This is a genomic window from Micromonospora sp. B9E7 (assembly GCF_039871815.1).
Taxonomy (GTDB): domain Bacteria; phylum Actinomycetota; class Actinomycetes; order Mycobacteriales; family Micromonosporaceae; genus Micromonospora.
In genome coordinates this window covers 81083-100612 of the sequence record NZ_JBDPLX010000024.1, presented here as the reverse complement: position 1 = coordinate 100612, position 19530 = coordinate 81083, and the positions used below count along the sequence as shown (strand labels likewise).

Sequence of the window (19530 nt, the reverse complement as noted above, 5' to 3'; positions counted from 1 at the left end):
TCTGTTGTTTGTGTCAGCACGCTATCAGCTCAGTGGTACGACGGCCGTCGAGATTTCGGCCGGCATCGAGTCGGGCATCCGTACCGGCGCCCTCTCTCCGGGGGCCGCGCTGCCACCGGTGCGGGCCCTCGCCGCCGACCTGGGTGTCAGCCCCGCCACCGTCGCCCGTGCCTATCAGGAGCTGCGCCAACGCGGCCTGCTCGTCACCGCCGGACGGCACGGCACCCGGGTACGCCCCCGCCCCCCGGTGGCCGCCCGCCGCTCCGCGCTGCGCCCCCCACCGCTGCCCGGAGCCCGGGACCTGTCCCGGGGCGACCCCGACCACCGGCTGCTCCCTCCACTCGGCCCGCACCTGGCGGCGCTCGCCGCCGACGGCGGACCGTCGGTCAGCTACTCCGACGCCGGAGTGCTGCCCGAGTTGGCCGAGGTGGCCCGGGCCCGACTGGCCGCCGACGGCGTACCGGCCGGGGAGTTGACCCTCGCCGGCGGCGCGCTCGACGGCATCGAACGGCTGCTCGGCGCCCACCTGCGCCCGGGCGACGCGGTCGCGGTGGAGGACCCGGGCTGGGCCAACCTGCTCGACCTGGTGGCCGCGCTGGGGCTGCGCCCGATCGGCGTACCCGTGGACGACGAAGGGCCGCTGGTGGCCGGGGTGGCCGCCGCGCTCGCCGCCGGAGCGCGTGCGCTGGTGGTCACCAGCCGAGCCCAGAACCCGACCGGCTCGGCCGTCTCCGCGGGGCGCGCCGAGGCGCTGCGGGCGTTGCTTGCCGGCCGGCGGGACCTGCTGTTGATCGAGGACGACCACGCCGCCGAGCTGGCCCGCGTACCGCTGCACCCGCTGGCCGGGGCGACCGCGAGCTGGGCCTTCCTGCGCTCGGTGAGCAAACCCTTCGGCCCGGACCTGCGGCTCGCGGTGCTGGTCGGCGACGAGACCACGGTGGCCCGGGTGGCCGGCCGGACGCGGGTTGGCGCCGGCTGGGTCTCCACCGTGCTGCAACGGCTGGTCCTCGCCCTCTGGCGGGATCCGGCGGTCGACGAGCTGGTGCGTCGGGCGGCGCAGAGCTACGAGCAGCGGCGCGACGGGCTGCTGACCGCGCTGGCGGAGCACGGCCTGCCGGCGCACGGCCGCAGCGGCATCAACGTCTGGCTGCCGGTGCCGGACGAGACGAGCGCGGTCACCGCCTTGCGCGACGCCGGCTGGGCGGTGGCCCCCGGCGCTCTCTACCGGATCGCCGCCCCGCCCGCCGTGCGCGTCACGGTCAGCTCGCTGGACATCGACGACCTGGCGCCCCTGGCCGCCGCCCTGGCCCACGCCGCCAACCCCACCCCACCCCCGGGTTTCCCCACCTGACCGGCCTCGCCCCGCCGCCGTAGGCCCCGTGTCGGTACGAGCGACGTTCGAGCAGAAAGTACGGGGTTGCGAGGATTCGGGGCGAACGGGACGGGTATGCGGGCCGCCGGAGGTGGAGACCATGGCTTCACGTGGGGCACGTAAGGGAATCTGGATCGCGATCGCGGTGGCGATCATCATCATCGTCATCGTGCTGATCGCGATCGCTTCCGGTGGGGACGGCGGCGGAAACGGATACTGACGCGGCTGCTCGGCGGGCGGGCGTACCCGGCACCGGGCATCGAACGGGTATATAACAGTCGGCATGGCCGAGCAGACCGGGAACGCCCCGGGCGCCCAGCGGTTCATCCCGCCCGACGCCGACACCATCGACGCCCTGCGCGCCGCCGCAGGCGGCTGTCGGGGCTGTGAGCTGTATCGGGACGCCTCGCAGACGGTCTTCGGCCGGGGCGACGAGAGCGCCCGGGTGGTGCTGGTCGGCGAGCAACCGGGCGACATGGAGGACCAGAAGGGGCTGCCCTTCGTCGGCCCCGCCGGTCGGCTGCTGCGCCGCGCGGTCGACGACGCCGGGCTGGACCCGGGTCACCTCTACCTCACAAATGCCGTGAAGCACTTCCGCTTCGAGCAGCGCGGCAAGCGGCGGATCCACCAGACCCCCGACCAGGCGCACATCACGGCCTGCCGACCCTGGTTGGTCGCCGAGTTCGCCCGGTTGCGCCCGGAGATCGTGGTGGTGCTCGGCGCGACCGCCGCCAAGGCGCTGCTCGGCCCGTCCTTCCGGGTCACCCGGCAGCGGGGCGAGCTGCTGCCCTGGCCCGCCTCGGCCCAGCACCCGGAAGACTTCCGGCGGGTGCCGGTGGACAACACCGGAAAGCGCGCCGACGCGCCGGATGCTCGGCTGCTGGCCACCATCCACCCGTCCGCGGTGCTCCGCGCCGACGACCAGGACAAGGCGTACGAGGGTCTGGTCGCCGACCTCACCGTCGTCACCCGCGCCCTGCCCGCCTGACGCTCCTGCCGGTCGTTCGCGTGGTCGGCAGTCGGCGATGAGCCGATACCTACCGGAAACGGCACTGCGCGATTCGTGAAACAGCTTCTCTGCAGACTCATGCGAGTCGATCTTGTAGGGAGGCGTGATGAGCGATCAGACACAGTCGACGGTCAGCCGGCGTGGGTTCCTGCGTGCGGTGGGAGTCAGCGGTGGCGCCGGTGCGATGCTCGCCACGATGGGCGCGATGGGCCTCGCTCCCAGCGCGGAAGCGTCGGTCACCCCGGCATTCCGGCCGCCGGAGCGGTCCGACTTCACGCTGACCGGACGGCCGGGTGCCAGCGTGGTCATCCTCGGGGGCGGCATCGCGGGTCTCACCGCCGCCTACGAGCTGGGCAAGGCGGGTTACCGCTGCACGATCCTCGAGGCGCGGCACCGCGTCGGCGGGCGGAACCTGACCATCCGCGGCGGCGACGTCGAAACCGACCTCGATGGACGGACCCAGCGGGCGGGCTTCTCCGACGGGGTCTACTTCAACGCCGGGCCGGGCCGGATCGCGCAGTGGATGGTCACCATGGACTACTGCCGGGAACTCGGCGTACCCGTCGAGGTCTTCACCAACCAGAACGCCGACGCCTGGATCTACAACGAGTCCGCCGGGATGACCGAGCCGGTCCGGTACCGCACGGCCAAGGCCGACGTGTACGGCTACGTCTCGGAACTGCTGGCGAAGGCCACCGACCAGGGTGCGCTGGACGCCCAGCTCACCGCCGAGGACCGAACCCGGCTGCTGACGTTCCTGCAGAGCTTCGGTGCGATCGGCGGACGCACCAACGGCTGGGCGTACACCGGGACCAACCGCCGGGGCTTCGCCGCCTATCCGGGCGCGGGCAACGACGTGGGCAGCCCGCTCGGTACGCCGCCGGCGCTCTCCGACGTCTTCGCCAGCAACGTCGGCCGGTACTTCTCCTTCGAGTTCGGCTACGACCAGGCCATGCTGATGTTCCAGCCGGTCGGCGGCATGGACCAGATCCCCCGGGCCCTGGCCAAGGCGGTGGGCATGCACCGGATCCGGCTCGACGCCGAGGTGACCGGGGTGACCGACCGGGGCGGCAACGTCGAGGTGACCTATCGGCAGGGTGGCCGGCAGGCACAGCTCACCGCCGACTACTGCGTGGCCACGCTGCCACCGCACCTGATGGCCCGCGTACCGCACAATCTCGGCACGGCGGTGACCGCCGCCCTGGCCGACTTCCCGGTCACCGCCGCCGGCAAGATCGGTCTGGAGTACCGCAGCCGCTGGTGGGAGACCGACCAGCGGATCTACGGCGGCATCACCGAGACCGATCTGGACCTGTCGCACATCTGGTACCCGTCGCACGGCTTCCACGGCAAGCGCGGCCTGGTCGTCGGCTACTACAACACCGGGGCGAACGCCAGGGCGTACAGCGGGCTCACACCCGAGCAACGCAGGGAGCGTGCGGTCAGCCAGGGTGTGAAGATCCATGGTGACAAGTACCGCAGCGAGCTGCTCACCTCGTACTCCCACGCCTGGGACCGGACGCGCTACATCGAGGGCGCCTGGACCTCACCTCGCTACGGCACGGCCGGCTACAACCTGTTGCTCCAGCCGGCCGGGCGGGTCTACTTCGCCGGCGACTGGCTGAGCCACGAGGTGGCCTGGCAGCACGGCGCGTTCGTGGCGGCCCGCTCGGCGGTGTCGTCGCTGCACCAGCGGGTCATGGCCGACTGACCGACCGACTGACCGCCGCGCCTGCTCAAGGTCCGCGCCCGGTCAAGGTCCGCGCGCCCGATCAAGGCCCGCGCAACTTCGGGGAAAGTGCTGCCTCCACGCACGCTGAAGCAGCAGCATCCCTGAAGTTGCGCGGATCTTTCGGGCGGGCGGGGGTGCGGCGGCGCGGCGGGGGCGGGCGGGGCGGCGGGGCGGCGGGTGGTGTCGCTGGTGCGCGAGGATGGGTCACCCCTTCCTGAGGAGCGCCCGATGGCCACCGCCCTGACCGCGCCGGGCACCGCCGCCCGCCCCGACCTCACGTCGATCCAGCGGCGTACCCTCCGGCTGCTCTTCACCACCCAGATCGTCGGCGGTGTCGGCGTCACCATCGGCATCGCGGTGGGCGCGCTGCTCGCCGCGCGGATCGCCGGTACCGCGGTGGCCGGTGTGGCGCAGAGCGCCGGGGTGGTCGGCGCGGCGTTGCTCGCCGTGCCGGTCACCCGGATCATGGACCGGCACGGGCGGCGACCGGGGCTGGTGGTGGCGTACGCGGTCGGTGCCGTCGGCGGCGTGCTCGTGGTGCTGTCCGCGGTGACCCGCTGGGTGCCGCTGCTCTTCCTCGGCATGTTGCTCTTCGGCGGGGGCACCGCCGCGAATCTCCAGGCCCGCTACACGGCGGTGGATCTCGCCGAGCCGGCCCGACGAGGGCGGCAGCTCTCCCTGATCGTCTGGGCGACCACCATCGGCGCGGTGGCCGCACCGAACTTCGCCGCGCTGGCCGACCGGATCACCACCGGCTGGGGGCTGCCCCCGCTCGCCGGCCCGTTCGCGTTCAGCTCGGCCGCGTTCGTGCTGGCTGCCGTCGTACTCCTCGGGTTGCTCCGGCCCGACCCGCTGCTCACCGCGCGGCGGCTCGCGGTGGCCGAGGCGCCGGCCGCCGATCTGCCGCCGGCCACCGACGCGACGGCGGCCGCAGTGGCGGCCGAGGCGCCGGCGGCAGGTGGCGGTGCGATGCCGGCCGCCGCGCCGGTCAAGGTGCGCGCGCCGCGCGGCGCCGGGATGCGGGCAGCCTGGTCGGTGGTACGCGAGCTGCCCGCCGCCCGGCTCGGCATCGCCGCCGTGGCGGTCGGTCACCTGGTCATGGTGGCGGTGATGGCGATGACCCCGGTCCGGCTCGGCGAGTCGCACGCCGACGCCGACGTACTGCGCCTGGTCGGCATCGTGCTGAGCCTGCACATCGCGGGCATGTACGCGTTCTCCCCGGTGGTGGGTTGGCTCACCGACCGGCTCGGCCGGCGGGCCGTGATCCTCGGCGGGGTCGGGTTGCTGCTGGCCGCCTGCGCGGTCGCCGGCACCGCCGGGCACCACACACCCCGGCTCTCGGTGGGTCTGGTCCTGCTCGGGCTGGGCTGGTCGGGGACGATGGTGGCCGGCTCGACGCTGCTGTCCGAGTCGGTGCCGACCGGGGTGCGGCCGAGCGTCCAGGGGTTCTCCGACCTGATCATGGGGTTGGCCGGGGCCGTCGCTGCCGTGGTCAGCGGGTTTGTCATGCAGTTCGCCGGTTATCCCGTGCTCACCCTGCTGGCGGCGGTCGCGGCGGTGCCCCTGGTGGCGCTAGCGTTGCGCCCGGTGCCGACCGGGGCACCGGACGAGGAGGGCTGATCACGTGCGGCTGACCGACTTCTGGGCGCGCTTGGAGGAGGCGTTCGGGCCCGGCTACGCGGCGAGCATCGCTCGCGACCAGGTGCTGTCGCAGCTCGACGGACGGACCATCGAGCAGGCACTGGCGTCGGGTGAGCGGACGAACGTGGTCTGGCGGGCGGTCTGCGCCGCGTATCCCGACCGAGTGCCTGCCCGACTACGCTGAGCAGCCTTTTCGTCGCTTCCGCGTGTCGCTTGTCGAGTCGTACACCTGTTCGGCTATTGTCCACAGCGGGGTGCTCGTCCACAGCTCGCGGCCCGTCGGCTGGTTTTCTGTCGGACCCAGCGCCTAGCGTGTCCGCGTGACGCGAAGCTCAGCAAAGACGCCGGCGAAGGCAGGGGTGGCAACCATGGCAGCAGGGCCTGACCGGGAGAAGGCACTCGACCTTGCTCTCGCTCAGATTGACAAGCAATTCGGCAAGGGCTCGGTGATGCGGCTGGGTGACCGGCCGGTCGTCCAGACCGCGATCATTCCGACCGGCTCCATCGCGCTCGACGTGGCGTTGGGCATTGGTGGCCTGCCGCGCGGCCGGGTGGTCGAGATCTACGGTCCCGAGTCCAGCGGTAAGACCACGGTGGCTCTGCACGCGGTGGCCAACGCCCAGCGCAACGGGGGCATCGCCGCCTTCATCGACGCCGAGCACGCGCTCGACCCGGAGTACGCGAAGGCCCTCGGTGTCGACACCGACGCGATGCTGGTCTCCCAGCCGGACACCGGCGAGCAGGCGCTGGAGATCGCGGACATGCTGATCCGTTCCGGCGCCCTGGACATCATCGTGATCGACTCGGTGGCGGCCCTGGTGCCGCGCGCCGAGATCGAGGGCGAGATGGGTGACAGCCACGTGGGTCTCCAGGCCCGGCTGATGAGCCAGGCGCTCCGGAAGATCACCGGTGTGCTCAGCAACACCGGCACCACGGCGATCTTCATCAACCAGCTGCGGGAAAAGATCGGCGTCATGTTCGGCAGCCCGGAGACCACCACCGGTGGTCGGGCGCTGAAGTTCTACGCCTCGGTCCGGCTCGACGTGCGACGCATCGAGAGCCTCAAGGACGGCACCGACGTGGTCGGCAACCGCACCCGGGTCAAGGTCGTGAAGAACAAGGTCGCCGCGCCGTTCAAGCAGGCCGAGTTCGACATCATGTACGGCAAGGGCATCTCGCGTGAGGGCTCGCTGATCGACGTCGGCGTGGAGCAGGCGATCATCCGTAAGTCCGGAGCGTGGTACACGTACGACGGCGACCAGCTCGGCCAGGGCAAGGAGAAGGCCCGGGAGTTCCTGAAGGAAAACCCGGACGTGGCCGCCGAGATCGAGAAGAAGATCCTGGAGAAGCTCGGCGTCGGGGTCGGCGCGGGTGACGCCGCCGGTGGCCCGGAGCTGCCGCCGGTCGACTTCTGACCGGTCGCTGACCCATGGCAGGACGACGCGCACGCACGGGGCGGGGCTGGGATGCCAGTCCGCCCCGTGCGGGCGACGCCGCTGATCCGCCGCGTCCCCGTCGGGGGCGCCGGGCCGAGTCGTCGGCGGATGAACCGGCGGCCACGCCGCGCGACGAGTCCGAGGTGGCTCGCGAGATCTGCCTGCGCCAGCTCGCCGTCCGGCCCCGCACCCGGGCCGAGCTGGCCGGAGCGTTGGCCAAGCGGGGCATCTCGGAGCAGGTGTCGGCCGAGGTGCTCGACCGGTACGACGAGGTCGGCATCATCGACGACGCCGCGTTCGCCCGAGCCTGGGTGTCCAGTCGGCACACCGGGCGCGGCCTGGCTCGCCGGGCGCTCGCCAACGAGCTGCGCCGCAAGGGCGTCGACGGTGACGTGGCCACCGAGGCGCTGGGTGAGCTGGACGAGGAGACCGAGGCGGACACCGCCCGCGCCCTCGTGGAGCGCAAACTGCGCACGGCCCGGGGCGAGCCCGACGCGATCTTCCGTCGGCTGGTGGGCATGCTGGCCCGCAAGGGCTACCCGCCGGGCGTGGCGATCCGGGCGGTGAAGGACGCGCTGGCCGCGCAGAGCGCCGAGGCGGCCGAGTTCGCCGAGCAGATCGACGCCGACGCGCTAGCTGACGCCGAGGGTGACCTGGACCGGGACACCCGCGCGGTGGAGTGACCGGCCCGCCGGGGCTGTCGGGCTCGGTCTGGACCGCGACGCGCGCGGTGGAGTCGGCGCGCTCCTCGGCACTGACGTCATGGTTGTCACAAAGTCGGCTCTGCCCACTGGGTCGTCGTCCCTGAACAGGTACGACATGTCAATCGAGCCTGCCAGGTCGCGGTTTTTGTCACTCTGTGTCCGCAACGACATCAGCTTTGGGTGACGATTCAACTTCTCTCCGTTCGGGGGGTTTGATCATGAGTCCTTGACCAGAGCACCCCCGGAGACCTAGCCTCGCCATACAGGCTCACATTGCCCGACCATTGCAGGCTAAGCGCACAACATAGATCGCGTAACAAGACAGCATCACTTTGGCCGACTCCGCGGCCTTTGGCGGCAGCTCCGGACTGGCCGGTCCGGGACGCCGCGACAACTGCACCCGGTCGCCGACGTTGCCCGCGGGCACCGCCGGCGGAGAGAGCTACCCACGGCCAGCCGCTCCGGTCGGGCGTCCACAGCCGCAGGAGTGTGCCCCGGCACGGTCGCTGCGGTCTCGACGTTAGGGGAGGCGGCCATGGCGGGGCGGCGGCACAGGTTCACCGGTAGACCCGACGGGGTTCCGGCATGAACGCCTTCGATGTCGTGCTCCTCGCGGCCGTCCTCGTCCTCGCGGTGGTGGTGATCGGGGCCGTGCTGGTGGGCATCCGGACGCTGCGCCGGATGGGCTCCGCGCCGGCTCCGGAGGATCCCGCCTTCATCGCCGAGAAGGACCGCCAGGAGCAGTCCCTCGCTGCCCTACGGACCGCGGCCGACGAGGCGAACAGCACGATCGACGTGGCGAAGTCCGCCGCCGCTGCGGCGCGTACCGAGGCGGCGGCGGCGAAGGCGGAGGCGAAGGCGGCCCGCGCGGAGGCGCGCCGGGTGCTCGACGACGCCCGCGCCGAGGCGGACACCGTTCTGGAGCGCGCCCACAAGCAGGCCGAGGCGGACGCCGAGCAGTTGCGGACGGCAGCGCGGCGCAGTGGCGAGCGGGAGGTCGCGGTGCTGGCCGCCACCACCCGGGAGCAGGCCGCCGAGGTCGAACGGCGGGCCGCCCGGATGGACGAGCGGGAGCGGATGCACACCGAGGAGGTGGAGCGGTTCGCCGAGCGGGAGCGGCAGCTCACCGCCGCGAAAGCTGCGCTCGCCGCCCGGGAGTCCGCGCTCGCCCAGCGGGAGGTCGAGCTGTCCGAGTCCGAGGAGCTGCGCCGTCGCGAGCTGGAGCGGATCGCCGGGCTCACCGCCGACTCGGCGCGACTGGAGCTGATCGACGCGATCGAGACGTCTGCCAAGCGGGAGGCGGCGCTGCTCGTACGCGACATCGAGTCCGACGCGCGCAACACCGCCGAGCAGCGGGCCCGACACATCGTGGTGGACGCCATCCAGCGGGTCGCCAGCGAGCAGACCGCGGAGAGCGTGGTCAGCGTCCTGCACCTGCCCGGTGACGAGATGAAGGGGCGGATCATCGGCCGGGAGGGGCGCAACATCCGCGCCTTCGAGTCGGTGACCGGCGTCAACCTGATCATCGACGACACTCCTGAGGCGGTGCTGCTCTCCTGCTTCGACCCGGTCCGCCGAGAGGTGGGCCGGCTGACGCTGGAGAAGCTGGTCCTGGACGGGCGGATCCACCCGCACCGGATCGAGGAGGTCTACGACCTGGCCCGGCAGGAGGTGGAGCAGCTCTGCCTCCGCGCCGCCGAGGACGCCCTGGTCGAGGTCGGCATCACCGAGATCCACCCGGAGCTGGTGACCCTGCTCGGCCGGCTGCGCTACCGCACCTCGTACGGGCAGAACGTGCTCAAGCACCTGGTCGAGACCGCCCACATCGCCGGCATCATGGCCGCCGAGCTGCGGTTGGACGTGCCCATCATCAAGCGCTCGGCGTTCCTGCACGACATCGGCAAGGCGCTCACGCACGAGGTGGAGGGCAGTCACGCCATCATCGGCGCGGATCTGGCCCGCAAGTACGGCGAGCACGAGGACGTGGTGCACGCCATCGAGGCGCACCACAACGAGGTGCCCCCGCAGACCATCGAGGCCGTCCTCACCCAGGCGTCCGACGCCTGCTCCGGTGGTCGGCCGGGCGCGCGCCGGGAAAGCCTGGAGGCGTACGTCAAGCGGCTGGAGCGGATCGAGGAGATCGCGGCCGGCAAGCTCGGCGTGGACAAGGTCTTCGCCATGCAGGCCGGCCGGGAGATCCGGGTGATGGTCAAGCCGGACGACGTGGACGACATCGGCGCGGCCGTGCTGGCCCGGGACGTGGCCAAGCAGATCGAGGAGGAGCTGACCTACCCGGGTCAGATCCGCGTCACCGTGGTCCGCGAGTCCCGGGTCACCGAGATCGCCCGCTGAGGCCGCCCGGCCACCACGGCGATCAGCGGCGTCGGGTCACCCGAGGACCCCGCAAGTCAGCTGTCACGTACCGAGCGAAACGAAAGGGCCAGCCCGATGCTGGGCTGGCCCTTTCGCGTGCGAGCTGGTGTCAGACGCCCGTGCCGGAGCTTTCGGACTGGGAGATCAGCGCGGCCGGCGGCGGATTCTGCGCCGGGGTGCCCGCGGTCTTGCGGCCCTTGGCGAGCCGCTGCTGGACGTACTGGGCGAGCTTCGACAGCGAGTAGTTCACCACGATGAAGAGCACGGCGATCACGACGTAGACCTGGATCGGGTTACCCAGCACGCCGATGATCTGCTTGCCGATGTTCAGGGTCTCCTCGTAGCTGATGATGAACCCCAGAGAGGTGTCCTTGAGCACCACGACCAGTTGGCTGATCAGTGCCGGCAGCATGATCCGGAAGGCCTGCGGCAGCAGGATCATCCGGGTGGTCTGTGTCGGGGACAGCCCGATGGCGGCGGCGGCCTCCGCCTGGCCGCCCGGCAGGCCCTCCATGCCGGAGCGGAGGATCTCGCCGATCACCACCGAGTTGTAGATGGTGAGGCCGATGACCAGATACCAGAGGTTGTCGAAGTAGAGGCCGAACTCGGGGAAGCCGCGGGCCACGAAGAAGATGGTGATCACGACCGGCAGGCCGCGGAACACCTCGACGCAGACCCGGGTGACCGCCGACAGCAGCGCGCTCACCCCGCGCAGCAGGTACGCCAGCGGCGTGGCGAGGCCGGTGAACTTGCGACCGGTCAGGCTCTTGAGCTGGATCCGCAGCATCGCCAGCAGCGTGCCGACCACCAGCGAGGCCACGATGGCCATCGCCGCCGCGATCAGGGTGTTCTTGAAGCCGAGGCCGATCCGCTCCCACACGAGGGAGAAGTTCTCGTTGGAGGGGTCGACCAGCGGACCCCACAACTCCATCGACAACTGGCCCTTCTCGTCCAGGGGCCGATAGATCAGGAGGTACGCCCCGATGAGCAGGACGACACCGGCGACGATGCTGCTGATCAGCGTGATCCGCCGCTGCCGCGGCCCGGGGACGTCGTAGAGGACGCTGGTCTGCTGACTCATCGGGCCACCGCCTGTCGCTTCTCGATCCGGTCCAGCAGGGCGCCGAGCGGCACAGTCATGATCAGGTAGCCGATCGAGATCCCGATGGCGACCGGGATGAAGGCGTAGCCCTCGGCGCCGGTCAGCTGATCAGCCGTGGCGGACAGGTCGCCGACGACTCCGAAGAAGCCGGCCAGCGCCGAGTTCTTGATCATCGCGATGATCACCGAGCCGAGCGGCACCACCGACGCCTGCCAGGACTGCGGCAGCACCACGTGGCGCAGGTTCTGCCCGAAGGTCAGACCCAGTGACCGCGCCGCCTCCGCCTGGCCGGCGGGCACCGCGTTGACTCCGGACCGCAGTGCCTCGCAGACGAACGCGGCGGTGTAGAGCACCAGGGCGATCAGGGCGAACCGGAAGTACGGGAGATCGGTGCCGAGCCGGGTGAACAGCGAGTCGACCACCGGGATGCGGAGGAAGTCCGCGTTGGAGCCGAGCGCCGGCAGGCCGAACGCGGCGAAGAACATCACCACGGTCAGCGGCATGTTGCGGAAGACGTTCACGTAGCTGGTGCCGAGGGCGCGTAGCGGCGGCACCGGTGAGATGCGCAGCACCGCCACGATGGCGCCCAGGACGAGGGCGCCGATCGCGGCGAGGATGCAGATCTGGAGGGTGAGCCAGAAACCACCCGCAAAGACGTCGAACTTGTCGATGAGCACGTTCACGGGTCGGTGTTCCTCCCCACCCTCCAGATCGAAGGATCAGATCAGTAGCGGTTGATGGTGGGCGCCGAGCCCAGTTCCGCGCCGAACTTGCCGGCGGTCTCGTCCCAGGCCTTCTTCCAGCTGCCGTCGGCGACCGCCTTGTCCAGCGTGTCGTTGACGAAGCTGCGGAAGTCCGCGTCCTCCTTCTTCACGCCGATGCCGTACGGCTCCTTGGTGAAGTTGCTGCCGGCCAGCTTGAAGGAGGCCTCGTCCTTGGCGATGTAGCCGAGCAGGATCACGTTGTCCGTGGTCACGGCGTCGACCTGGCCGCCCTTGAGGGCGTCCCGGCACTTGTCGTAGGTGTCGAAGAGCACCAGCTGGGTGCCGACGTCCTTGACGTACTGCTTGATCGTCTCGGCCGGGGTGGAGCCGGTGACGGAGCAGACCTTCTTGGTGCCGTCCTTGAACGAGTCCGGACCGGTGATGGTGGTGTCGCTCTTCTTGACCAGGATGTTCTGGCCGGCCTCGTAGTACGGGCCCGCGAAGGCGATCCGCTCCTTGCGCTTGTCGTTGATCGTGTAGGTCGCGGCGACCAGGTCGACCGTGCCGTTGACGATGACGTCCTCGCGGACCTTCGAGGGGGCCTCGACCCACTCGATCTTGTCCTCGGGGATGCCGAGCTCCTTGACGATGATCTTCGCGATCTCGACGTCGAAGCCCTCCGGCTTGCCCGACAGGCCCTTCAGTCCGAAGCCGGGCTGGTCGAACTTGGTGCCGACCTTGATCTTCTGGGCCTTGTTCAGCTTCTCCATGGTGCTGCCGGCGGCGAAGGACTTGCTGCCAGCGCCGGTGCCCTCCCCGCCGTCGTCGCCACCGCAGGCGGTGAGGCCGAGCGCCAGAGCGGCGACCGCGGCGACTGCCGCAACGCGCGTGATACGCATACTCTTCTCCTTCTTCGACGGAGCCCACCGAGTGCGGCGCGCTCCACTACGGACGCCTAGTGCGTGAGGATCTTGGAGAGGAAGTCCCGGGCCCGCTCGCTGCGCGGGTTCGCGAAGAATTCCGCTGGCGGGGCGTCCTCGACCAGTTGCCCGTCGGCCATGAAGATGACCCGGTTGGCGGCGTGCCGCGCGAAGCCCATCTCGTGCGTGACCACGACCATCGTCATGCCGTCGCGGGCCAGCGAGGTCATCACGTCCAGCACCTCGCCGACCATCTCCGGGTCCAGGGCGCTGGTGGGCTCGTCGAACAGCATCGCCTTGGGCTGCATGGCCAGCGCCCGGGCGATGGCCGCCCGCTGCTGCTGCCCGCCGGAGAGCTGGGCCGGGAACTTGTCCGCCTGGTTGGCGATGCCGACCCGGTCGAGCAGGGCCAGGCCGCGCTCACGGGCGGCGGCCGGCTTCTCCTTGCGGACCTTGATCGGGCCGAGGGTGACGTTCTCCAGGATGGTCTTGTGCGCGAAGAGGTTGAAGGACTGGAAGACCATGCCCACCTCGCTGCGCAGCTTCGCGAGGGGCTTGCCCTCGGCCGGCAGCTGCTGGCCGTCGAAGGTGATGGTGCCGGAGTTGATCGGCTCCAGTCGGTTGATGGTGCGGCACAGCGTCGACTTGCCGGAGCCGGACGGGCCGATCACCACGACCACCTCGCCCCGACCCACCGACAGTGAGACGTCGTCCAGCACGTGCAGCGGCCCGAACCACTTGTTGACCGCGTCCAGCACGATGAGCGGTTCGCCCGTCGTCACGTCGTCCACCGTCCCCTGTCGTCTCCCGGATCGGGGTCGGTTGACCCCCGGTGCGGCCACTGTAGGCGGCCTGATGTGGCGGAATGCAACTCGGCGGGTCACGGAGCGGTAACACCGGTCACGATCGTCGTGGTCGGTCCGATTTCGGTCACCGTCTGGGTGGCACCGGTAGCGATCGTGGCCGGTTGTCGCGATCATGAGGGAATGACCGAACCGGTACGGCTGACCCGTTACGCCCGCGGCGGTGGCTGCGCCTGCAAGATCCCGCCGGGCGAGTTGGAGATCATGGTGGCCGGTCTCGGCCCGGCTACCGGCACCGCCGAGTTGCTGGTCGGGCTGGACCACGGCGACGACGCGGCGGTGGTACGCCTGGACGAGCGGACCGGCCTGGTCAGCACCGCCGACTTCTTCACCCCGGTGGTCGACGACGCGTACGACTGGGGTCGCATCGCCGCGGCCAACGCGCTCTCCGACGTGTACGCGATGGGCGGCACCCCGTTGGTGGCGCTCAACCTGCTGTGCTGGCCGCGCGACGTGCTGCCGATGGAGTTGGCGGGCGAGGTCCTGCGCGGCGGGCAGGACGTGGCGCGGGAGGCCGGCTGTCACCTGGCGGGTGGGCACAGCGTGGACGACGACGGTCCGAAGTACGGGCTGGCGGTCACCGGCACCGTCCGGCCCGAAGAGCTGATCACCCTGGACGCCGGGCGGGCCGGAGTGCCGTTGTCGCTGACGAAGCCGCTCGGGGTGGGTGTGTTGAACACCCGGCACAAGAACACCGGCGAGAGCTTCCCGCAGGCGGTGGCCTCGATGAGCGCGCTCAACCGGGACGCTGCCCGCGCGGCGGTCGCCGCCGGCATCCGCTGCGGCACCGACGTGACCGGGTTCGGTCTGCTCGGGCACGCCTCGAAGCTGGCCCGGGCCAGTCAGCTCACGGTGGCCATCGACACGGCCCGGGTGCCGTACCTGGATGGTGCGCGGGAGGCGCTGCGCGACGGCTACGTCAGCGGCGGCAGCCAGCGCAACCTGGCGTGGGTGACGCCGTGGACCGATTTCGGCTCTGCCGGGGCGGACGAGCGGCTGCTGTTGGCCGACGCGCAGACCTCCGGCGGCCTGCTGGTGGCCGGCGAGGTGCCCGGCGCTCCGGTGGTGGGCGAGTTGCTGCCGCGTGGCGAGCACCTGGTCGTCCTGCGCTGACCGATCCGATAACACCCGGCAGGCATCGGCGAGGAACGTGAGGACACGCGGCGGTGGTGGTGCGGCTGCCGCACCGTACCCGATAAACTGTCACCTTCCCGCTACTCCGAGCAATGCCGCTCAGGGAAATTTTGCCCGGAATGGTCACAGACCGGTAACTTGCGCCCGGCTGGGGTCAAATGCCCTCCACCATCGTCAGTAAGGCCCGATCCGGAGGCCGGTGGGGACGAACGCAGCGAGGAGGCGAAATGACCGAGCTGTGGAACTGGAGAATCGACGGGGCTCAACCCGTCCAGGTCTACCCGGCGCTGGCCGAGGCCATTGGTCGGGTGGTGATGCCGTTGGCGGTGGCCGATCCGGCCCGGCTGCCGGCGTACGCGGTGGTGTGCGACGTGTGGGAGGCGCCGGGCGAGTTCGCGACGGTGGTGGACGTCTACGGGGTGCCCGAGCAGCTCCCCGAGCACGCCAGCATCGCCGCGCTCGCTCGACTGCTGGGCCGCAACTGCCTGTTGCGCGACGACACGCTCGACGCGGGCCGGCACCTGCTCGTGGCTCCGGACGGCACGGTCCGTCCGGTGCACTTCGACGTGCGGGACACCGACGACGGTGAGGTGCTCACCCGGAAACGGCTCTGCACGTTGGGCGACCCGGGTTGCCGGGGTTGGTCGCAGTGCCACCGCTCGCGCTGGGCGCCCGACACGGTCGCCCCAGCGCTCGCCGCGGCCTGACCTCGCAAGGGTCAGGCCGGGCCGGCCCGGACGGGTCGGGGCGCGCCGGCGATCAGTGGGACGCGGTGGCCTGCCGGTCCGGGGTGCCCGCACCGGCACCCCGCACCACCAGTTGGTCGAGCAAGGTGCGCGTGGCCTCGGCCACGGCGGCCACCGCGGCGTCGAACGCGGCGGCGTTGTGCGCGGCGGGCGCCCGGAAGCCAGAGATCTTCCGGACGTACTGCAACGCCGCCGCCTCGACGTCCGCGTCCGTCACCTGCGGGGTGAACGGTTCACGCAGCGTCTTGATGCTCCGGCACATGTGCGCTCCTCCTCTGTCGACCCGGCGGCCTGCCACCCGTGGTGCCGACAACTGTACCGACGGTGACACTTGGTCGATATTTGTCTATCCTGGTCACGGACCAGAGCCTTTCGAGCCATTCTCGCCGCTCGCGCTCCCAGCGCCCCGGGCCCCCGGAGACTCATTGTGGACCACGCCCCCACCCGCCCATCCCGTCCCGACCTGGATGACCTCACCCGTAGCCTGCACACCCCGCTGGAACGGATCGCCGTCGAGCACGCCGATCTGGTCGAGGCGGTCCGCAGGCGCGTCGTCGCGGGCCAGTCCGTGCCGCCCGGCAGTGTGCCCGTCGCCGCCTTCAACTCGTCCATCTGAAAGATGGCCTGCCGGTGCGGTGCACCCGGAACGGACGGATCCTGCCGGCGGATCAGCCAGTTCGTGCTGAAGGTGCACAGTCGGTGCGACCTCAGCTGCGACCACTGCTACGTCTACGAGCACGCCGACCAGACCTGGCGGGACCGACCGGTGCGGATGTCACCGGCCACGGCCCGTTCCGCCGCACGACGCATCGCCGAGCACGCACGCGAGCACGGGTTGCCAGCCGTCCACGTGGTGTTGCACGGGGGTGAGCCGCTGCTGCTCGGTGCCGCCGGGCTGCGCGAGGTGCTGACCGAGCTGCGGGCGGCGATCAGCCCGTGGACGCGACTCGACCTGCGCATGCAGACCAACGGTGTACTGCTCGACGAGCAGCTGTGCCGGCTGCTCGTCGAGTACGGCGTACGGGTCGGTGTGTCGTTCGACGGCGATCGCGTGGCGAACGACCGGCACCGGGTCTTCGCCCACGGCGGCAGCAGTCACGGCCACGTCCGGCGGGCTCTGGCGCTGCTCCGGCAACCGGCGTTTCGCAGCAGCTACGCCGGCATCCTCTGCACCGTCGACATCCGCAACGACCCGGACCGGGTGTACGAGGCGCTGCTGGCCGAGAGCCCGCCCCGGGTCGACCTGCTGCTGCCACACGCCACCTGGGACAACCCGCCGGAGCGCCCCGGCCCCGGCGCCACCCCGTACGCGGACTGGCTTCTCCGCATTCACCGCAGGTGGGTGGACGACGGGTGCCCCGGGTCGATCCGGATGTTCGAGGCGTTGCGGCCGGGTGGCGCGGGCACCGAGGCGTTCGGTCTCGCGCCGGCCGACGTGCTGGTGGTCGAGGCGGACGGCAGTTGGGAGCAGGTCGACTCGTTGAAGACGGCGTACCACGGCGCCGCCGGCACCGGGTTCGACGTGATCGCCCACTCGGTGGACGAGGCCGCCCGGCACCCCGGGGTCGCCATCCGCCAGGAAGGCGTGCAGGGGCTCTGCACGACCTGCCGGGCGTGCCCGGTGGTCGACCGGTGTGGCGGCGGGCTGTACGCCCACCGCTGGCGCACCGGCTCCGGCTTCGACAACCCCTCGGTCTACTGTGCCGACCTGCTCCGCCTGATCGACGGCGTGGCCGCGTACCCGGAGCCCACTTCCGTCGCGCCGGGCGAGTGGTCCACCACGCCGTCGGTCGACGAGCTGCTGGACGACCTGGCGACCGGGCACGGATCGCCGCAGACCGTCAGACGGCTCGCCGACGACCAGTTGGCCATCACCCGGATGCTGTTGGCCGCCTGCCGGGAGATGTCCGGCCCCACAGCCGCCTGGGAGGTGCTCGCCGACCTCGAGGTGACGGCGCCGACGGCGGTCCGAGCGGTCCTGGAGCACCCCTTCGTCCGTCCGTGGCTGGTGCACCGCCTCGACCCGTCGACCCGATCCGGTGCCCGCGCGGCGGTCGACCCGCTACCGGCCCTCGCCGTCGCCGCGGCCGTCCGGGCGGGCGTACCCGTCACAGTGGACGTTCCGGTGCGGCCCGACGTGATCACAGTGCCCACGCTCGGCACCCTGGTGCTGCCCGGCCTGGGGGAGAGCGCCGAGGTGACCGTCCAGCCCGGGGGCTTCCGCGTCCGGGGTGGGTCGGCGGACCGGACGGTGCACCTCGACCCGGCCGAGCCGTCGGCCGGTTGGCGACCGACACGCGACGTGCCGGTGCCCGCCGGGCGGTTGCGCATCGAAGACGACGACCCGTACCGGGACTGCTACGGCCAGCCGGTCGCGCCCGGCCTCGTGGCGCCGACGGCGCGGGCGTTGGGCCGTACCCTCGCCGAGGCCTGGCAGGCCGTGCACCGCGACGTGCCGGCGCACGGGGCGGCGCTCGACGGCGGCCTGCGGGCCGTCGTGCCACTGGCGCCCGACCCGGCGCGGCCCCTGCGGAGCGCGACCGCCCGGCACGCGTTCGGTGCGGTCGCCGTGACTCCCCATCCGGACCCGGAGACGGTGGCGGTGCTGCTCGTGCACGAGTGGCAACACGCGAAGCTCGGCGCGGTGCTCGACCGGTACGACCTGGTCGCACCGGGCCACGGGGCCCGCATCCGGGTGCCCTGGCGCCCCGACCCGCGGCCACCCGAGGGCGTCCTCCAGGGGGTGTACGCCCACCTGGCCGTCACCCAGGTGTGGCGGTCCCGGGCGGCATCCGCCGGTGGGGACGCGTCGGAGCACGCCGCCCGCTACCTGGCGTGGACCCGGGCCGGCGCCGACGCTCTGCTGGCCAGTCGTTCGCTCACCGCCGCTGGTGAACGGTTCGTCGACCAGCTGCGCCATGCCCTGGAGGAGACCCGTGCCGGGTCCCGATGAGCGTCCGTGGCCCACACTGGGCCGGCTTCGCCTGGCCGACGACCTGCGGGCGCTGGGGGTCCGCCCGGGTGTGTGCCTCGTGGTGCACTGCGGCCTGCGTCGGGTGGGTCCGCTGGAGCACGGCCCGGCGACCCTCGCCGGGGCCCTGCGGGACGTCCTCGGCCCCGCCGGCACGCTGCTGGTGCCCACCCAGACCGACGGCAACTCGACCACCTCCCGAGCTCACCTGGCGGCCGTCGCCGGCATGGATCGGGCGCAGCGCGACCGCTACGAGGCGGCGCTGCCGGGTTGGGACCGCCGAACCACCCCCTCGCAGCGGATGGGCGCGCTCGCCGAGTACGTCCGCTGCGCCCCCGGTGCGGTACGCAGCGACCATCCACAGACCTCGTTCGCCGCGCTCGGCCCTCGGGCCCGTCAGCTCACCGACGGCCACGACATCACCTGCCACCTGGGGGAACGCTCACCGGTGGGCAACCTGTACGCGGCCGACGGGCAGATCCTGCTGCTCGGTGCGGGCTACGAGGCGTGCAGCGCCCTGCACCTGGCGGAATACCGGCTGCCCGTGCCGCCGCCCGAGCGCGACTACTGCTGCTTCCGGCTCGTCGACGGGCGTCGGGTCCAACTCGACTTCCGCGCGCTCGACCTGGACGACACCGACTTCCCACAGGTCGGTGCCGCACTCGACGACACGCCGATCGTCGCGCACGGTCGGGTCGGCCGGGCCGACGCCCGCCTGCTGCCGGCACGAGCCGCCGTGGACTTCGCGGTCGGCTGGTTCGCCGCGAACCGCTTGGCGGTGCGACGTTGACGCGGGGACTACGCTGATGATCCGGCCGCGTGG

Annotated in this window: 18 protein-coding genes; 13 read left to right on the top strand and 5 right to left on the bottom strand. The window is 71.6% G+C overall.

The window, feature by feature from the left end; translation table 11 throughout:
• Window positions 1-10 precede the first annotated feature (10 nt).
• The 8 genes from ABGB10_RS28565 (at window position 11) to rny (ending at window position 10246) form a co-directional block, all read left to right on the top strand.
• A complete protein-coding gene (locus ABGB10_RS28565; protein WP_347664090.1) occupies window positions 11-1351 on the top strand; it encodes an aminotransferase class I/II-fold pyridoxal phosphate-dependent enzyme in 1341 nt (446 codons plus the stop codon).
• Window positions 1352-1655: 304 nt separating this feature from the next.
• A complete protein-coding gene (locus tag ABGB10_RS28560; protein ID WP_347664089.1) occupies window positions 1656-2360 on the top strand; it encodes a UdgX family uracil-DNA binding protein in 705 nt (234 codons plus the stop codon).
• Window positions 2361-2487: 127 nt separating this feature from the next.
• Window positions 2488-4092, top strand: a complete 1605-nt coding sequence (locus ABGB10_RS28555; protein ID WP_347664088.1) for an FAD-dependent oxidoreductase — start codon at window positions 2488-2490, stop codon at window positions 4090-4092.
• A 249-nt stretch (window positions 4093-4341) separates the two neighbouring features.
• The gene (locus tag ABGB10_RS28550; RefSeq protein WP_347664087.1) at window positions 4342-5733 is read left to right on the top strand and encodes an MFS transporter; all 1392 of its coding nucleotides are present in this window, start codon (window positions 4342-4344) and stop codon (window positions 5731-5733) included.
• A gap of 4 nt (window positions 5734-5737) precedes the next feature.
• Window positions 5738-5938, top strand: coding sequence for a DUF3046 domain-containing protein (locus ABGB10_RS28545; RefSeq protein ID WP_145784952.1), 201 nt, complete (start codon window positions 5738-5740; stop codon window positions 5936-5938).
• Between the two features lie 184 nt (window positions 5939-6122).
• Window positions 6123-7169: a recombinase RecA gene (recA, locus tag ABGB10_RS28540; protein WP_007456801.1), complete on the top strand. Its 1047-nt coding sequence runs from the start codon at window positions 6123-6125 to the stop codon at window positions 7167-7169.
• 14 nt (window positions 7170-7183) lie between these two features.
• Complete coding sequence (locus tag ABGB10_RS28535; protein WP_347664086.1) at window positions 7184-7873, top strand: regulatory protein RecX; 690 nt, start codon at window positions 7184-7186, stop codon at window positions 7871-7873.
• 606 nt (window positions 7874-8479) lie between these two features.
• Window positions 8480-10246 (top strand): ribonuclease Y, encoded by a 1767-nt coding sequence (gene rny / locus ABGB10_RS28530; RefSeq protein ID WP_347664085.1) that lies wholly within the window; start codon window positions 8480-8482, stop codon window positions 10244-10246.
• Window positions 10247-10376: 130 nt separating this feature from the next.
• On the opposite strand, the gene ABGB10_RS28525 is transcribed toward rny, so the two are convergent.
• Genes ABGB10_RS28525 through ABGB10_RS28510 form a run of 4 tightly spaced genes read right to left on the bottom strand, consistent with a single transcriptional unit; the run spans window position 10377 to window position 13784 of the window.
• Window positions 10377-11348, bottom strand: coding sequence for an amino acid ABC transporter permease (locus ABGB10_RS28525; protein ID WP_347664084.1), 972 nt, complete (start codon window positions 11346-11348; stop codon window positions 10377-10379).
• Window positions 11345-12052: an amino acid ABC transporter permease gene (locus ABGB10_RS28520; protein WP_347664083.1), complete on the bottom strand. Its 708-nt coding sequence runs from the start codon at window positions 12050-12052 to the stop codon at window positions 11345-11347. Before ABGB10_RS28520 ends, ABGB10_RS28525 begins: the two co-directional genes overlap by 4 nt.
• A 41-nt stretch (window positions 12053-12093) precedes the next feature.
• Entirely contained in the window at window positions 12094-12972 is an 879-nt protein-coding gene (locus ABGB10_RS28515; protein WP_347664082.1) for a glutamate ABC transporter substrate-binding protein, read from the bottom strand.
• 56 nt (window positions 12973-13028) lie between these two features.
• The gene (locus ABGB10_RS28510) at window positions 13029-13784 is read right to left on the bottom strand and encodes an amino acid ABC transporter ATP-binding protein (RefSeq protein ID WP_347664081.1); all 756 of its coding nucleotides are present in this window, start codon (window positions 13782-13784) and stop codon (window positions 13029-13031) included.
• Window positions 13785-13979: 195 nt separating this feature from the next.
• On the opposite strand from ABGB10_RS28510, the gene selD reads away from it, so the two are divergent.
• Together selD and ABGB10_RS28500 are read left to right on the top strand one after the other, a co-directional pair.
• Complete coding sequence (gene selD / locus ABGB10_RS28505; RefSeq protein WP_347664080.1) at window positions 13980-14969, top strand: selenide, water dikinase SelD; 990 nt, start codon at window positions 13980-13982, stop codon at window positions 14967-14969.
• A gap of 248 nt (window positions 14970-15217) precedes the next feature.
• On the top strand, window positions 15218-15697 hold the full coding sequence (locus ABGB10_RS28500; protein ID WP_347664079.1) for a hypothetical protein: 480 nt from the start codon (window positions 15218-15220) through the stop codon (window positions 15695-15697).
• A gap of 52 nt (window positions 15698-15749) precedes the next feature.
• On the opposite strand, the gene ABGB10_RS28495 is transcribed toward ABGB10_RS28500, so the two are convergent.
• Window positions 15750-15998 carry a DUF2277 family protein gene (locus ABGB10_RS28495; RefSeq protein ID WP_347664078.1) on the bottom strand — a complete coding sequence of 83 codons (249 nt, stop codon included), beginning with the start codon at window positions 15996-15998 and terminating at the stop codon, window positions 15750-15752.
• 165 nt (window positions 15999-16163) lie between these two features.
• Between ABGB10_RS28495 and ABGB10_RS28490 the strand changes: the two genes are divergently transcribed.
• The 3 genes from ABGB10_RS28490 to ABGB10_RS28480 all read left to right on the top strand — a co-directional run bounded on the left by ABGB10_RS28490 (window position 16164) and on the right by ABGB10_RS28480 (window position 19497).
• A complete protein-coding gene (locus ABGB10_RS28490; protein ID WP_347664077.1) occupies window positions 16164-16352 on the top strand; it encodes a hypothetical protein in 189 nt (62 codons plus the stop codon).
• Window positions 16353-16415: 63 nt separating this feature from the next.
• Window positions 16416-18689, top strand: a complete 2274-nt coding sequence (locus tag ABGB10_RS28485) for an FxsB family cyclophane-forming radical SAM/SPASM peptide maturase (RefSeq protein WP_347664076.1) — start codon at window positions 16416-16418, stop codon at window positions 18687-18689.
• On the top strand, window positions 18673-19497 hold the full coding sequence (locus ABGB10_RS28480) for an AAC(3) family N-acetyltransferase (protein WP_347664075.1): 825 nt from the start codon (window positions 18673-18675) through the stop codon (window positions 19495-19497). The genes ABGB10_RS28485 and ABGB10_RS28480 overlap by 17 nt, the downstream gene beginning before the upstream one ends.
• Window positions 19498-19530 lie beyond the last annotated feature (33 nt).

Bases quoted from the DNA above. Each gene is read 5' to 3' on its own strand.
- ABGB10_RS28560 (WP_347664089.1), top strand. From the start codon at position 1,656: ATGGCCGAGCAGACCGGGAACGCCCCGGGCGCCCAGCGGTTCATCCCG.
- ABGB10_RS28555 (WP_347664088.1), top strand. From the start codon at position 2,488: ATGAGCGATCAGACACAGTCGACGGTCAGCCGGCGTGGGTTCCTGCGT.
- ABGB10_RS28550 (WP_347664087.1), top strand. From the start codon at position 4,342: ATGGCCACCGCCCTGACCGCGCCGGGCACCGCCGCCCGCCCCGACCTC.
- recA (WP_007456801.1), top strand. From the start codon at position 6,123: ATGGCAGCAGGGCCTGACCGGGAGAAGGCACTCGACCTTGCTCTCGCT.
- ABGB10_RS28535 (WP_347664086.1), top strand. From the start codon at position 7,184: ATGGCAGGACGACGCGCACGCACGGGGCGGGGCTGGGATGCCAGTCCG.
- rny (WP_347664085.1), top strand. From the start codon at position 8,480: ATGAACGCCTTCGATGTCGTGCTCCTCGCGGCCGTCCTCGTCCTCGCG.
- ABGB10_RS28525 (WP_347664084.1), bottom strand. From the start codon at position 11,348: ATGAGTCAGCAGACCAGCGTCCTCTACGACGTCCCCGGGCCGCGGCAG.
- ABGB10_RS28515 (WP_347664082.1), bottom strand. From the start codon at position 12,972: ATGCGTATCACGCGCGTTGCGGCAGTCGCCGCGGTCGCCGCTCTGGCG.
- selD (WP_347664080.1), top strand. From the start codon at position 13,980: ATGACCGAACCGGTACGGCTGACCCGTTACGCCCGCGGCGGTGGCTGC.
- ABGB10_RS28500 (WP_347664079.1), top strand. From the start codon at position 15,218: ATGACCGAGCTGTGGAACTGGAGAATCGACGGGGCTCAACCCGTCCAG.
- ABGB10_RS28495 (WP_347664078.1), bottom strand. From the start codon at position 15,998: ATGTGCCGGAGCATCAAGACGCTGCGTGAACCGTTCACCCCGCAGGTG.